Here is a 13,939-nt window from a genome sequence, read left to right as displayed (position 1 = left end):
CCGCCTAGCTTTTCGGAGGTGAGCCCTTTTGCCGAACTCGAAAGCGCCACGGTGGTGGTGAATCCGGGCGGGGAGGCGACCACGACCCTCACCGTGCGCAACGACACCGAGATCGTCGAGGCGTACGAGTTCGAGGTGGTCGGCGAATGCGCCGCCTGGACGACGGTGGAACCGACCCGGCTGTCGCTCTACCCGGGAACCCAGGACGTGGTGACCCTGCACCTGCGCCCGCCCCGGTCGCCGGAGGTGCGGGCCGGCGAGGTGCCGCTGGCCGTGCGGGTCGTGCCCGTGGAGCGGCCTGACCTGGTGACCGTGCCCGAGACGACGGTGATCATCACCCCGTTCCACAGGCTCAAGGCCGCGCTCATCCCGCAGCGGCGCCGCGCCTGGCGGACCGGCCGGTACGAGGTGGAACTGCACAACCGGGGCAACACGCCCGCGGCGATACCGCTGTCGGCGACCGATCCGGCCGAGCAGCTGAACTTCCGGTTCGAGTCGGGCCGCCCCGCGCTCGAACCCGGTGAGCGGACCGAGGTCCGGCTGCGCGCGCGGTCGAGCGGACTCATCTGGTTCGGCAAGCCGACCAGCCACCGGTTCCTGATCACGGCCGCCACCGAAGCGGAGGTGCTGGAGGGGGAGCCGCCGCAGCCGGAGGAGCTGGACGGCGAGCTGGTCCAGCTCCCGCTGCTGCCGCGGTGGCTGCTCACCCTGCTGGCGCTGTTGCTGGCCCTGCTGCTGGCCTGGCTCTTCATGGTGGGCCCGGCGCTGCTGAGCGCGGCGCGGGAGGCCGCCAGGGAAGAGGCGAAGCAGATGGCGCAGAACGGCGAACTCGTGCCGCCGCCACCCGCCGAACCGCCCAAACCCCCGGACAACGGGCAGCAGCCGCCGCCCCCGCCTCCGCCGCCGCCGGACGTTCCGGGAGTTCCGCCCGGCAACGGCGGGCCGCATTCGATGACCATCGAGGTGGTCACCAACCCCGGCGCCAACCTCTCGCGTTCCGCGAAGGCCCCGGAGGGCAAGGTCTTCTTCGTGACGGACCTCGTCCTGGCCAACTACCAGGGGGACGAGGGCCTGCTCACCATCCGCTTCGGCGACCGGGTGATCACCACGATCGCGCTGGAGACCTTCCGGAACCAGGACTACCACTGGGTGACGCCGATCGAGATCCCGGCCGACGAGGACGTCACCGCGACCGTGCGCTGCGCCCGGCCGGGCACGCCGCCGTCCGGTCAGCAGGCGGGGCGGTGCGTGGAACTGCTCAACGTCAGCGGTGTGCTCCGCGACGCGCCTCGATGATCCGCCCCAGTTGTCGCTATTCGGCATCTGCTCCCCTAGCATGCCCCTTCGCCCATCAACTCATAGCGCTGTTCCGCCAGGAAACCACGAAACTGCGCGGAAAACCACGAAGATCGATATGCGGGAAAACACCGCAACCTTTCCGGTTCCGGCGGGAGGAGTGGTTTCCGGGGTGCGGCTGATCGGCCATCCGGGGGTGGCGAGGTGGGCCATTCAGTAGTAGTCGGGAGGCATCTTCCGGGTTCGGTTCACGCGGATCGCCCGCTCGGTATTCCCACGTCGGATGCCGGGCAGGGCTGTTCGGCGAAGTCCTGGACGATCCCGGAAGCGCGAACGCAATGCGGCATCTGTGTGATGGTCCATTCGATTGTCCACAGTGTACTACAGGCGAACGGAGCAAGAGTTCGTACCCCGTCCGTCGGATTTGCTCATATGAGCACGAAATCGCAATGATAAGCGTAAATTTCGTCGCCTGTGGAAATCGCGAACGCGCTCGGTACAGGAGCGGAATTCCGCGATTGGCCCCCCGGGGGCGCGCTTTCGCGAAGCGATTTCATTAATACTTAACACATTTCACACTCCGCTTCCGCGTCATCCGATGGTTGTGAATCCGCGGGAGAAACGCCCGATCGGCGGCATCGGTGCACCAAGATCGGCGAGGGCCCGCGATCGGTGGGCTCGCTCTCGGAGTTCCGGCGGCGCTTGCGCCGCGAAGGTGATTTTCGTTCGGTGGTGCGGTCTTGGCCTGATCGGCGGTTCCTGCTGCGTCGGCGGCGCTGGGACATTGTCCTCCCGGTGTTGTGGGGCTCCGCTGGTCGGCGGTGAAGTACCTACCGGCGGTCGCGCGTTGCCGGCTGACGTGATGGGAAGGCTCATGCCTGTGCGGCGTCCTGGTGTGGCTTTGGCGTGGTGTGCGGTTTCCGCGGCGTCCTTCGCGGTGGCGCTTGTCGTCGCCTCCTTCGCGGGCGTGGCGTCGACGCCGATATTCGGGTTGACCGGTGCGACGATCGTGATCGCGGCCATGGTCGAGGTTGTCGTGGCCGTCTTCGTGGTGCTGCTGCTTCGGGGCGCGCGACTGGTGGGACTGCTGGCATCGGTGCTCATGGCGGTCACCTCTGGCGGCGTGGCGGCGTGGGGTCTGCAATGCGTGTTCGGTGCCGCGGGTCCGGAGTCGACGGGAACCGGGATGCTGCTGTTCGCCGGCGTGGTGGGGATGATCGTGGTCGCCACGCAGTTGGCGCGCCGTGCGGGGCCGAGCCCCGCGATGTGAGACGAGGTGGGGATGGTCGTGGGGGATGCCGACCCGGTGGCGAGGCTGGAGCCGCTCGGCCGGCGGCTGCGGGCGGCCCGTTCGTCGTTGACGAACGCGGCGCGGGCCGCGTCACGCGACGTCGAGGGAGTTGACCGCACCGGAGCCGTTCGGGTCCGGCTGGACGCGGACGGGATTCCGGTCGCGATCCGGGTTCGCCCGCGGTGGTTCGAGAAGCTCGCCGCCGATGAGTTCGCGGGCGCGGTGGCCGAGGCGGCCGATGCGGCCCTGACCCGGCGCATGGCGAGCTGGGGGGACTTCCTGGCCGAGGAACGCCGAGCACCCGACGAGTTGGATCGTCCTGGTACACCGGCAGAATTGCGCCCGGAAGGCGCGCCGCGGGACCTGGACGTGCTCATCGAGCACATGCTCACCTCGCTGGATGAGGCTCGGCGTCCTCGGGCCGTCGTTCGAGGAATCGGCACCGCTGCGGCGGGAAAGCTCACCCTGACGGTTGCGGAGACGGGGAAGTCGTCCTGCGCGGCCGATCCCGAGTGGATCGGTCCGCTCGGCGGGGCGCGGCTGACGCACGCCTTGAGCGACGCCCTGATCCAAGCCCGAACGAACCTGAAGGCCGAGCTGGCGCAACGATCGCGGGAATCCCGGGCGTGGGACTCCGCGTTGGGTGAGGTTTTCTCGATCATGCGCGATCCCGGCAAGCACGGTTCGCAGTGAGCGGGAGGCAGTCGTGGCACCGCCGGACAAGAACGAGGTCGAGGTCGCAACGGGAGCCCTCCGGGCGGAGGCCGACATCTGGGAGGAGCAGGCGGACGCGCTGGGCGTGATCGCCTCGCAGGCCGCGCAACTTCGCGTCGGAGCCCTGGAATCGGGGCTGTTCCTCCCCATGACGTCGGCCTATGACGAGGTCGTCGACCAGGTCCACGACCGGTGCCGGGAAGGGGTCGAGCGCACGCGCGAGGTGGCCGGCACCTTGCGGCGCGTCGCGGACACCTACGAGCAGGAAGACGAGGACGGAACCCACGTCCTCCGGAACCTGTACTGATGGCAGGTGACAATGTTCAGCGAAGCGCAGTTCCGCGCCGTCATCGACCGGCTCACCGCCGGAACCGAGGAGCTGACCGGCCAGATCGCGCAGATCGGCCCGGCAGCTGCGGCCGCGATCCAAGCCGGATGGGTTCCCCAACCGGTCAAGGACGCGATCGCGTGGTGCGCGGAGCTGCTCGAAGAAGCGGCAACGGCCGTCTGCGAGGTGATCGTCGACCTTCTGAAGGCCGCAGTCGCGCCGATCCTGATGTACGTGCGAGCGTGGGAGTGGCAGAGCCTGCGCGGACGAGCCAGCTCGGTGGCCGGCCAGCTCACGCCGGAGGCGATGATCGCCGACGACAAGTGGCACGGCGCCGCCGCGGATGCCTACACCGCGGCGATCAAACCGCAGGGGCAGGCCGCCACTCGCATCGGGACGATCGCTGGCAAGGCCGCGGGAGCCCTCACCCTCTGCGCGAGCGCCGGAGTGGCCTTCTACGTTTCCCTGGGGTTCATCCTCGCCAAGTACATCCAGACGATGGTGGCGGCCATAGCCGCCTTCGAGTCGGCGGTGTTCTCCTGGGCGGGCGCGATCCTCGTCATCGAGGAAACGACGGTGGGCTCCGGACTCATCACCGCCGCCATCGGTGCACTCGCCACGGTCGTGGCGACCCAGGCCGCCGAGATGGTCGCGTTGCACGGGGAGGCGGTCGATGGCACGGACTTCCCGCTCGGCGCCTGGCCCGACCCCGGCCGCAATCCCTTCGGCGACGCGACCGTCAGCGACGGTGACGCGGACTGGTCGTTGGGCTGACCTGGGCGGTCACTCGGGGCGGCACCGCACCGGGTTCGCCAGTTCCGCGCACGGGCGGTTGCCGTAGGAGCGGATGATGTCGCTGCCCACCTGGTTCGTCAGGTAGCGCCGGAAGCTGGCGGCCAGGGAGGTCGGCGCGGGTTCGCCGAAGGTGTAGGCGTACTCCGTCTGCCAGAACGGATAGGCGCCGTGGTCGGCCGCTTCCAGGCTGGCTCCGTGGCCGTCGATGCGGACCTCGCGCAGCTCCGCTCGGCGGTTCTCGGCGGCCCGGAGCTCGCTGTAGCCGATGGCTCCGGGGGTGTTGGCCACGGTGTCCAGCAGACTGCGGGTCTCGGTGCGACGGCAGCGGAGGACGCTGCCGCGCAGGCTCTCGTTCCTGGGCTCCACGCAGTCGTCGGAGTTCTCGCCGGGCTCCACGTCCCCGCCGAGGAGCCGCTCCTCCAGGGTGGCGCGGGTGCCCGACAGGGCTTCCCGGTCGACGATGCGCACCGGCACGTCGTTGCCGCCCACGGCCCGCCAATTCGCGACCTGGCCGCTGAAGACGTCCCGGATCTGCTCCGGCTTGAGGTCCTGGACGCCGGCATCCGGGTTGATGACGATCGTGAACAGCAGGAACGCCACGGGTTGCGGCAGCAGCTCCGGCAGCCGGTCGCCCTTGGGGCCGTCGGAGAACGCCAGCACCTCGGGCGATCGCGTGCTGTTGAGCAGTTCGAGGCCCTGGGCGCTGCTGCGCATCTCCCACTTGAAGTTGGCCCCCGGGCAGGACTTCGCGTACTCGGCGGCGGCTTCCCGCAGCACGGGTTCGAAGGCCGTGGAGCCCGTGATGGTGAGATCCCCGGCGGCGCAGTCCAGCCGGGCCTCGTTCTTGGTGAGGTCGATGATGAACGGCTCGACGAGGCTGACCATCAGCAGGAAGCACACCAGCGCCACCACCCAGCGGGGCGTGCCGGTCTGGCTCTTGGTCTCGTGCACCTTCCCGCTGCCCACACCGCCGCTGATGGTGCCGACGACCTCGGGTTCCGGGATCCCGCCGCCGTCGTCCCCCGCGCGTTCCAGGACGACCAGGACCTTGTAGTGCGCGGAGCTGTTCAGCTTGACCTTGGGCAGCTCGACGAGCCCGACCGTCCGGTCGGCCTCCTCGACGTCCGACATGCCCAGCCCCGGCGCCTTGGCGTCGAAGTACGTCGCCAGCGACGGGTCGCTGAGCTCGGTGACGACGACGCCGGCGACCCGGCGGCCGGGGAACCTGACGCGGATGCCCACGGAGGTGTCCTCGGGGAAGCCGTAGTCGCCCTCGGCGATGTTGGTGGTGCCGGTGTTCTCGATGCGCAGCAGGACGAACGACGGGTCGACCAACCGCCCGCCGTCGGCCCGCTCCAGACGCCGCCACGCACCCGCGTAGAGGGCGCTGACATCGGTGGGCGTGGTGTCCATCTGCACCCGGTAGCCGAGCCGCTTGCGGCCGACGAACGCGAATTCCCACAGGAAGGCCATGATGGGAACCAGCGCGCCGACGATCGCGAGCGCCAGCTCCCAGGGAAATCCGTCCACGACCGCCTCCGCAGGCACGAGCAACGAACCGAGATCGTCAACGTAGTGAGCCCGCGGCGGCGGCCGGTCTCACTTACCGACCAATTTCCCCGCAATTCACCGACCGTTCCGCATCGTGATCGACCTCCGATCGCCCGCACCCCCAGGGCGCGCGATCGGCAGGGTCAGTACCGCCAGTCGATGGCGCTGCCGCAGCTCGCGAACCCGTGCCGGTCTGGAAGAGCCTCCCGCCAGCAATGCCATGCCCGAAGCACGTCTTCCGCGCGCTCCCGGTCCGGACGCCGTTCCCGGTGATTCGCGACGTGCCCGCTCCCCGGATTCCGCCGGCACTCGCGGCTGGATCTGCGGAACCCTTGCACGGCGGTTCCGGGAGAGGTCCCCACCGGGATCCGAGTTCGTCGTGTGCCGTTGGGCAAAGTCCGCTCGGTCGGGTGGCTGGACCTTGGCACGCTGGGGGAATGCGTTCTGCGGGTGCCTCCGGAGCACCGGTGGCGGGCTGCGGGCGCGCTGCCCGGGCATGGCGGATGCGGTAGTACTCGGCCTGACACCGAACATCAGGGAGAGAGCGCATGACAGCAGCGGACGTGCCCTTCTCGATGTATCCGCGGACAACCGCAGTGCCCATGCGGGATCTGCTGCGGCGCTGCGCTATCACCCACGACCACGCCGAACGGGCCGCCCTGCTGGAGCGGCTGGCGGACGAGCTGGACCGGGCCACCCGGGACGTCCTCGCGGGCCGGCCGACCGAGGAGTGCGACCGGCGCGAGCTGGCCGCCAGCCTGCGCGGGCAGGCCGGCATGGTCCGGTTCTTCGCCGACCTGGAACGCCGCGACCGGGCCAGGCAGGCGTTCGACTCCGCGCGGCCGCGGGTGCGATGACCGCGGTGCGGGGTCAGCGGAGGTCGAGCGACGGCCAGAACGGCCCGGACTGGAGGACCCGGTGCGGGGCGCCGGGCTCGCCGGGCGCCGGGAGGCTGCGCAGGGCCTCGACGGTGGCGGTCAACGTGCCCGAATGCCGCCAGACGACCCCACCGCGGCGGTCCGGCGAGTCGACGAGCAGCCGGACCGCGAGGGCCTCGTGGCGATCGGCGATCCACAGCGCGTCGCTGTGCTCCGGCCAGTTCAGCACCCCGAACAGCCACTCCCGGCGCCCGGCCGCGCCGGTCAGGCTCCAGAAGGTCCACACGGACAGCCCGAGCAGGACCGCCAGCTCCGGGTAGAGCTGCAGGGCTTCGTCGATTCCGGTCACGAACCGGCATCCTTCGCGAAGTTCGCGCGGCAGCGTGGCAGGCCGGATGGCGCGTCGGCCGCTGCCGCCCTTCTGGGGGATGCACAGAGGTCGCGGATCGTGCGTGGCCGGACGTCTCCGGCGAGCGGACCTACATTGGTGGGCAGCCCGCCGGACGACCTCCGTGCCCGCTCGCACCGCCCGGCGGGGCCCACCTGGGTGGCGAGGAGGCCGCGATGGACTACGAAGTGTTCGACCTCGGCGACGTCCGGCTGCAGCGCGGTGCCACGCTGCGCGACGCGAAGCTGGCGTACAAGACCTACGGCGAGCTCAGCGCCGCCAAGGACAACGCGATCGTCTACCCGACCTGGTACTCGGGGCAGCACTACGACAACGAATGGCTCATCGGCGAAGGCATGGCCCTCGACCCGTCGCGGTACTTCGTGATCATCCCGAACATGCTGGGCAACGGCCTGTCGTCGTCGCCCAGCAACACCCCGGAACCGCACGACCGGGCGCGGTTCCCGGACGTGACGATGCACGACAACGTCCGCCTCCAGCACCGCCTGGTGACCGAGCGGTTCGGCATCGAACGGCTGGAGCTGGTCACCGGGTGGTCCATGGGTGCCGGCCAGACCTACCAGTGGGCGCTGAGCTACCCGGAGATGGTGCGGCGCATCCTGCCGTTCTGCGGCTCCGCGAAGACCAGCCGGCACAACTTCGTGTTCCTCGAAGGCGTCAAGGCCGCGCTCACCGCGGATGCGCAGTGGCACCACGGCTGGTACCGGGAGCAGCCGGTGACCGGGCTGCGGGCGATGGCCCGGGTCTACGCGGGATGGGGTTTCTGCCAGCAGTTCTACCGCGAGCAGATCTACCTGCGGGAGCCGCTGGGCTACGGCTCGCTGGAGGACTTCCTGGTCGGGTTCTGGGAAGGCCTGTTCCTCAAGCGGGACGCGAACAACCTGCTGACCATGTTGTGGACCTGGCAGCACGCGGACCTCGGCGGCACCCCCGGATACGCCGGTGTCGAGGACGCGCTCGCGGGCATCCGGGCGACGACGATCATCATGCCCGGCGAGCAGGACCTGTACTTCCCGCCGGAGGACAACGAATGGGAGCAGGCCCGCATCCCCGGGGCGGAGCTGCGGGTCATCCCCGGTGCCTGGGGGCACTTCGCCGGCGGCGGCCTCAACCCGGTGGACACCGCGTTCATCGACGACGCGCTCAAGGACCTGCTCGGCCGGGAAGCCCCGTTCTAGTCACCGTCCGAAGTGGACATTCGTTGTCCGCAGTTTCAATTGAAACTGCGGACAGACCAGGGGCGGGTGTCGTTCGGTGCCGGATAGGATCGGCGCGGTGAGCGCCCTGACCCCGATCCGCGTGGTCGCCGACCACTTCGAGCTGGCTATCTCGACGTTGCACTACTGGGAACGTCGCGGCCTGATCAGCCCGCAGCGGCGGGGCGGGCAGCGCTGCTACGACTCCGATCAGCTCTACCGGATCGCGCTGATCAAGCTGTGGCGCAGGACCGGGCTGATGGGCATCGACGAGATCGCGGCCATGCTCGACGCGGAATCCGGTTGGCAGGACACCGTTCCCGCCCGGATCGCGGAGATCGAGCGGCAGCAGGCGGCGCTGGAAGCGGCGCGGGCGTACCTGGACCACCTGCTCGGCTGCCGGCACGAGTCCGGCCCCGACCGGTGCCCGGGGTTCCGCGCCGCCGTCGACCTGCCGTGATCAGCGGCGCGGCATGGTCAGCGCCGCGATGCCCGCCGCGACCGCCAGGCAGGCGGCGGAGGCGGTGAACGCGACCGCGTAGCCGTGCGCGAGCGCTTCCGCGCCCGGTTCCCACGCGATGGCGGCCGTCAGCGCCGCCAGCCCGATCGCGCCGCTGGTCTGCCGGACGGTGTTGAGGAGCCCGGCCGCGAGGCCGTTGTGGCGGGGCGGCACGCCGCCGGTGGCGGAGATGGTGATCGGGGTGAACGCGGCGGCGGTCCCGAACCCCAGCAGGATCCCCGGCAGCAGCACCGACGAGAGATATGAGGCGTGCACGCCGATCAGTGCCGCCACCCCGGCGAAACCGGCGCCGCCGAGCAGGCAGCACAGCACGGCCGCACGGCGGACGCCCAGCCGCACCGATAGCGCTCCGGCGGTCTGCGCGCCGCAGAACATCGCGAATCCGATCGGCAGGTAGGCCAGGCCTGCTTGCAGCGGCGAATAGCCGTGCACGTCCTGCAAGTACAGCGACAGCAGCACGGGACTGGCGAAGAATCCCAGGCCCAGCAAGAACATCACCAGGTTCCCGCTGCTGACCGAACGCAGCCGGAACACCTCCAGCGGCAGCAGCGGATCCGTCGCCCACTTCGCCTGGTGCAGCAGGAAGATCCCGAGCAGTGCGAGTCCGCCGAACAGCGGCGGCAGGGCATCCTGGCCGGAGGGCCGCATCACCGCGTACACCAGCGCTGCCAAGCCCGCCGTCGCCAGCACCGCGCCGATCACGTCGAGCCGGCCGGGCTCGGGCTCCGGTGGCCGACCGGCCCTGCAGCACCGCGACGGCGACCGCGACGGCCAGCACGCCGACCGGGACGCTGACGAAGAACACCCACCGCCACCCGGCCCACTGCGTCAGCACGCCGCCGATGACCGGGCCCGACGCGGCCCCGACCGCGCCCACAGCGCTCCAGGTGCCCAGCGCGCGGGCTCGCCTGCCGGGCTCGGCGAAGGTCGTGGTCAGCACGGACCGCGTCACCGGCATCAGCAGCGCCCCGCCGAGGCCCTGCACCGCCCGCGCGACGAGCAGCTGCTCGGCCGACCCGGCCAGCCCGCCGGCCAGCCGGGCGACCGTGAACAGGCCCATGCCCAGCGCGAACATCGCGCGCTGCCCGACGAGATCCGCCAACCGCCCGCCGAGCAGCAGGAATCCGGCGAAGACCAGTGTGTAGGCGTTGACCACCCAGGACAGCGCGGCCGGACCGAACGCCAGTTCCGCGCGAATGGCGGGCAGCGCGACGGACACGATCGTGGCGTCGAGGACGACCACGAACGAGCCGGCGCAGGCCAGCGCGAGCACCACAGCGGGCGCGGCGACCTTCGGCGGTGAGGACTGCGCGTGCATGTTTTCCCTTCTCCTGCTGGAAGAACCGATGCCGCCGGCACATCTTCGGGCCGGGTGGGCGGCGGAGGGCAGCATGCTGGCTCAACCCGGGTTGAGTGCAAGCCCGGGCCTCGAACGCGTCATACTTTCGGGCTCTTCCGGACTGTCGCTGACACAGGGGCCATCCCTTCCAGTGACCAGGAGCATGAGCGCCGCCATCCCTTGCCATAGTCGCGCTTGGCGCCCCGGCGCCGACCCGGCGGGACCTGCGACTTCTCATGGAGGCCAACGATGACGGTGCTCGAATTCGACCACGCGGTGACCGGCTACCGGCTGCAGCACGCGTACTGGCTGGCCAAGGCGGCGAAGCTCGCCTACGACGACGAGGCGACGATCCGGGAGACCACGCGGGAGTGGGGCTTCGACCGGTGCGAGTACTTCCACGCCGAGCTCGACGGGTCGTTCCCCATCGAGGACACGCAGGCCTTCGCGGCGGGCAGCGACAGGATGGTCGTCGTCGCCTTCCGGGGCACCGAGCCCAAGAAGATCAAGGACTGGCTGACCGACACCAACACGCTGGCCGAGCCCGGTCCCGCCGGCAAGGGGCTGGTGCACCTGGGCTTCAGTCGCGCCCTGGACTCGATCTACCCGCAGGTGCGGGGCGCGGTGCACAGAGCCTGTGGTTCACCGGGCACAGCCTGGGTGGCGCGCTGGCCATGCTCGCCTCCGCGCGGATCTTCTTCGAAGACCCGCAGCTGCTCCCGGACGGCGTTTACACCTTCGGGCAGCCGCGCACCTGCGACCGCCTGCTGGCCACTCCGTACAACCAGGCGCTCGCCGAGCGGGTGTTCCGGTTCGTCAACAACAACGACGTCGTCCCGCAGCTCCCGCCGGAGCCGGTGTTCCACCACGTCGAGGACGTCCGGTACTTCGACAGCCGCGGGAAGCTGCACGAGAAGATCACCTTCACCGCCGGGTTGACCGACAAGGTCAAGGGTTTCACCGGCGACGCGTTCGCGCCCGCCGCCGACGGGATCCGCAACCACATGATCGACCGGTACGTCGAGCTGATCCAGAAGAACCTCTGATCCGGTCCGACGAACGCCCGCACCTGCGCAGGTGCGGGCGTTCGTCGTGAGTGCTGGTTCCGGTAAGAACCGGAGTCAGCGCTCACGACGGTTCCGGGCAGGTCCCACCCGCAATTTCAATGGAAATCGGACCTCCAATTTCCATTGAAATTGCGGATCCGCCGGATCGCCCACCTATGGCGGGTGACAGATGACCTTCCTGGGCATGCTGCCGATGATCCTCGGGCACGAGATGGTCGCCGCCGGGGAGTCCACATCGGACGCGCCGGGCGATCGAGCCCCGGATGCGGATCGGCTGGTCGGAATCCACCTGCGGCGCTGCTTCGGGCGCAGCGTCCTGCGCGAGCCGGTGGCCTGCGAAGACCGCGGATACGGCTTCCGGCAGCGGACCGACCAGGCGCCGTACGCGACGGGCGGCCTGACCGGGTACTGCTACGTGACGCCCGGTGCGGCGAAACTGATCCTGCCCGACGAGGTGCCGGACACCTGGGCGGCGATGTCCGGCTGTGCGGCCAAGACCGTGCTGCGGGCGTTCGGCCGCGCGGGCGGCATCCGGCCCGGGGTGACGGTGGCGGTGCAGGGCGCGGGCGCACTGGGCATCTTCGCCACGGCGGCCGCCCGGATTTCGGGCGCGGCCAAGGTGATCACGATCGGCGGGCCGGACGACCGCCTCGCGGCCGCGGCCCGTTTCGGCGCCGACGCAACGGTTTCCGTGCTGCTGGACACGGATGACCGGATCGCCGCGGTGTGCGACCTCACGGGTGGGCGCGGCGCGGACTACGTCTTCGACTTCGCCGGCGCGCCGACCGTCGGAGCGGAAGCGGTGGCCATGGCGGCGCAGCGCGGCACGCTCGTGGTGGTCGGCTCCACCGGGCCGCAACCGGCGCCGGTCCCGCTGGGCGCGGTGATGGGGAAGGAGCTGACGGTGCTGGGCTCCCTGAACGGAGACATCGCCGACTACCACCGAGCGGTCGAGTTCTTCCGGGCCTTCGCGGACCGGATGCCGTGGGACGAGCTGTTCAGCGAGCCGGTGGGACTGGCGGAAGCATCGGCATCGCTGGCGGCGATGGCCCGGCAAGCGGAGATCAAAGCGGTGGTAGACCCCCGAAGGGCCTGACGAGAACCGCCCACCGGCTCAGCGGTCCTGGACCAGTGGTGGAGCGCCCCGGTCGCAGTCGAGGCCGTCGCGCAGGGCGTTGACCGCGTCGGCGCCTATCCGTTCGGCCAGGACGCCTTCGATGGTCGCGATCATTCGCAGGGCGCGCTCGTGGGCGCGGGCCCCCGCCGGGGTGGTGCGGACCAGGCGGCTGCGCGCCGACGTCGGGTCGGGGACCTGCTTCAGCAGGCCCATGCCGATCAGCCCGTGCACCGCCTGGTGGACGGACTGGCGGGTGGTGCCGATCCGGCGGGCGAGCTCGGAGATCGAGGTCCCGCCCGCGTCCAGGTTCGCGAAGACCGCGGCCTGGGCGACGGTCACCGGGCGTTCGCCCGCCGCCTGCATGCTGCTCAGCAGCGCGTCGTCGAACCAGCGCTTGGCGTCGGTGAGCAGCTGGGGGAGGTTCGGTGGTGGTGCCGTCATGGTCCCTGGGGTGCGGTAGCGGGCCCCGAGCATACCCAGCCGCCTTCGCCCGCGACAAAATGTCAGGTAGCCTGACAAAGTAGTCGCGTCCAGGAGGAGCCGCATGACGATGGAGTTCGCCACGCCCTACCGCTCTCGCTCGCACCTCCCGCCCGAGCCGGGAAGGCCGTACTTCGTCGAGAAGGGGATGGGCGACCGCGCGCACCTGTTCGGCGACCTGATCACCATCTACGCCGGCGGCGAGCAGACCGAGCGCACCTTCAACTTCTTCACCTGCGAGGGCCCGAAGGGCGACACGATCCCGGCGCATTCCCACGCGGAGACCTACGAGGTCTTCTACGTCACGGCCGGCGCGGTCCGGCTCTTCGTCGAGGACACCGCCGGCGAGCAGTACGAGAAGCTGCTCGGCGCGGGCGATTTCGGCTTCGTGCCGAAGAACTGCCCGCACGCCTACCGGATCGAGCGCCATCACAGTCAGATCGTCGGGGTCGCGGCCGGGCCCGGCGGCACCTTCGAGCGGTTCTTCGAGAACCTGGGCGTCCCGACGGAAGAACTCGGTCTCCCGCGCACGCCCGCGGTGCCGGAGCCGGGCAAGTTCGCGACCGTCCCGCGCGAGCACGACGTCCGGTTCCTCCCGGAACACCGCTGGCGCACACCGAGCTTCCGCGCCCAGGACCAGCGGTGAGCATGATCGAGCCCTGATGTGTGCTGGCGCCGATTTCGCGCGAAATCAGCGGTCCGCATGAGGGCGGGGAGGCGATTTCGCGCGAAATGGGTTAGGGCGTAGAGGGTGATCAAACGTCGGGAACCCGCACATGCGTCCAAAAAATTGCCGTCACCTGCACGAGTTCGTGACTTGCTGTGACCGGGCTGCCTTGTGGCGGTGGTCATGGTGAGTGTGGATGGTTGTGGCTGGGGTTGGCGGTGTCGTCGGTTCGTTGGTGTTTCGGTTCGCTGCTGCCGCGTGGCGTGCGACTGGCGCCGTCCGGTTCGGCGG

16 protein-coding genes and 1 pseudogene are annotated in these 13,939 nt (G+C 70.1%); 11 read left to right on the top strand and 6 right to left on the bottom strand.

What is annotated here, in order from left to right; all coding sequences use genetic code 11:
- Window positions 1-18 precede the first annotated feature (18 nt).
- The 5 genes from ACWEV3_RS37055 (at window position 19) to ACWEV3_RS37035 (ending at window position 4,403) form a co-directional block, all read left to right on the top strand.
- Window positions 19-1,296 carry a COG1470 family protein gene (locus ACWEV3_RS37055; protein WP_452618366.1) on the top strand — a complete coding sequence of 426 codons (1,278 nt, stop codon included), beginning with the start codon at window positions 19-21 and terminating at the stop codon, window positions 1,294-1,296.
- Window positions 1,297-2,197: 901 nt separating this feature from the next.
- A complete protein-coding gene (locus ACWEV3_RS37050; RefSeq protein ID WP_452618365.1) occupies window positions 2,198-2,566 on the top strand; it encodes a hypothetical protein in 369 nt (122 codons plus the stop codon).
- Between the two features lie 12 nt (window positions 2,567-2,578).
- On the top strand, window positions 2,579-3,280 hold the full coding sequence (locus tag ACWEV3_RS37045; RefSeq protein ID WP_452618364.1) for a hypothetical protein: 702 nt from the start codon (window positions 2,579-2,581) through the stop codon (window positions 3,278-3,280).
- 13 nt (window positions 3,281-3,293) lie between these two features.
- Entirely contained in the window at window positions 3,294-3,608 is a 315-nt protein-coding gene (locus ACWEV3_RS37040) for a hypothetical protein (RefSeq protein ID WP_452618363.1), read from the top strand.
- Window positions 3,609-3,614: 6 nt separating this feature from the next.
- Window positions 3,615-4,403 carry a hypothetical protein gene (locus ACWEV3_RS37035; RefSeq protein ID WP_452618362.1) on the top strand — a complete coding sequence of 263 codons (789 nt, stop codon included), beginning with the start codon at window positions 3,615-3,617 and terminating at the stop codon, window positions 4,401-4,403.
- 9 nt (window positions 4,404-4,412) lie between these two features.
- On the opposite strand, the gene ACWEV3_RS37030 is transcribed toward ACWEV3_RS37035, so the two are convergent.
- Window positions 4,413-5,954 carry a substrate-binding domain-containing protein gene (locus tag ACWEV3_RS37030; protein WP_452618361.1) on the bottom strand — a complete coding sequence of 514 codons (1,542 nt, stop codon included), beginning with the start codon at window positions 5,952-5,954 and terminating at the stop codon, window positions 4,413-4,415.
- A 569-nt stretch (window positions 5,955-6,523) separates the two neighbouring features.
- Between ACWEV3_RS37030 and ACWEV3_RS37025 the strand changes: the two genes are divergently transcribed.
- Window positions 6,524-6,832 carry a hypothetical protein gene (locus ACWEV3_RS37025; RefSeq protein ID WP_452618360.1) on the top strand — a complete coding sequence of 103 codons (309 nt, stop codon included), beginning with the start codon at window positions 6,524-6,526 and terminating at the stop codon, window positions 6,830-6,832.
- A 13-nt stretch (window positions 6,833-6,845) separates the two neighbouring features.
- Here ACWEV3_RS37025 and ACWEV3_RS37020 read toward each other — a convergent pair whose 3' ends face one another.
- Window positions 6,846-7,202 (bottom strand): hypothetical protein, encoded by a 357-nt coding sequence (locus ACWEV3_RS37020; protein ID WP_452618359.1) that lies wholly within the window; start codon window positions 7,200-7,202, stop codon window positions 6,846-6,848.
- Window positions 7,203-7,417: 215 nt separating this feature from the next.
- Between ACWEV3_RS37020 and ACWEV3_RS37015 the strand changes: the two genes are divergently transcribed.
- Together ACWEV3_RS37015 and ACWEV3_RS37010 are read left to right on the top strand one after the other, a co-directional pair.
- Window positions 7,418-8,440 carry an alpha/beta fold hydrolase gene (locus ACWEV3_RS37015; protein ID WP_452618358.1) on the top strand — a complete coding sequence of 341 codons (1,023 nt, stop codon included), beginning with the start codon at window positions 7,418-7,420 and terminating at the stop codon, window positions 8,438-8,440.
- Window positions 8,441-8,537: 97 nt separating this feature from the next.
- The gene (locus ACWEV3_RS37010; protein ID WP_452618357.1) at window positions 8,538-8,918 is read left to right on the top strand and encodes a MerR family transcriptional regulator; all 381 of its coding nucleotides are present in this window, start codon (window positions 8,538-8,540) and stop codon (window positions 8,916-8,918) included.
- Here ACWEV3_RS37010 and ACWEV3_RS37005 read toward each other — a convergent pair whose 3' ends face one another.
- From ACWEV3_RS37005 to ACWEV3_RS36995, 3 genes and pseudogenes are all read right to left on the bottom strand, one after another.
- Window positions 8,919-9,680 carry an MFS transporter gene (locus ACWEV3_RS37005; RefSeq protein ID WP_452618356.1) on the bottom strand — a complete coding sequence of 254 codons (762 nt, stop codon included), beginning with the start codon at window positions 9,678-9,680 and terminating at the stop codon, window positions 8,919-8,921.
- 151 nt (window positions 9,681-9,831) lie between these two features.
- A pseudogene (locus ACWEV3_RS37000) lies at window positions 9,832-10,296 on the bottom strand (MFS transporter); the annotation flags it as partial.
- A gap of 353 nt (window positions 10,297-10,649) precedes the next feature.
- Window positions 10,650-10,877, bottom strand: coding sequence for a hypothetical protein (locus tag ACWEV3_RS36995; RefSeq protein WP_452618355.1), 228 nt, complete (start codon window positions 10,875-10,877; stop codon window positions 10,650-10,652).
- A gap of 114 nt (window positions 10,878-10,991) precedes the next feature.
- Between ACWEV3_RS36995 and ACWEV3_RS36990 the strand changes: the two genes are divergently transcribed.
- Window positions 10,992-11,363, top strand: coding sequence for a lipase family protein (locus ACWEV3_RS36990; protein WP_452618354.1), 372 nt, complete (start codon window positions 10,992-10,994; stop codon window positions 11,361-11,363).
- A 190-nt stretch (window positions 11,364-11,553) separates the two neighbouring features.
- Window positions 11,554-12,480: a zinc-binding dehydrogenase gene (locus ACWEV3_RS36985; protein WP_452618353.1), complete on the top strand. Its 927-nt coding sequence runs from the start codon at window positions 11,554-11,556 to the stop codon at window positions 12,478-12,480.
- An 18-nt stretch (window positions 12,481-12,498) separates the two neighbouring features.
- On the opposite strand, the gene ACWEV3_RS36980 is transcribed toward ACWEV3_RS36985, so the two are convergent.
- On the bottom strand, window positions 12,499-12,942 hold the full coding sequence (locus ACWEV3_RS36980; RefSeq protein WP_452618352.1) for a MarR family winged helix-turn-helix transcriptional regulator: 444 nt from the start codon (window positions 12,940-12,942) through the stop codon (window positions 12,499-12,501).
- A gap of 103 nt (window positions 12,943-13,045) precedes the next feature.
- Between ACWEV3_RS36980 and ACWEV3_RS36975 the strand changes: the two genes are divergently transcribed.
- Complete coding sequence (locus ACWEV3_RS36975) at window positions 13,046-13,627, top strand: quercetin 2,3-dioxygenase (protein ID WP_452618351.1); 582 nt, start codon at window positions 13,046-13,048, stop codon at window positions 13,625-13,627.
- The last annotated feature ends 312 nt before the right edge of the window (window positions 13,628-13,939 follow it).

It is taken from the genome of Saccharopolyspora sp. NPDC003752, assembly GCF_053605825.1.
The sequence above is the reverse complement of the archived record's forward strand: the minus strand, read 5'-3'. Positions and strand labels throughout refer to the sequence as shown.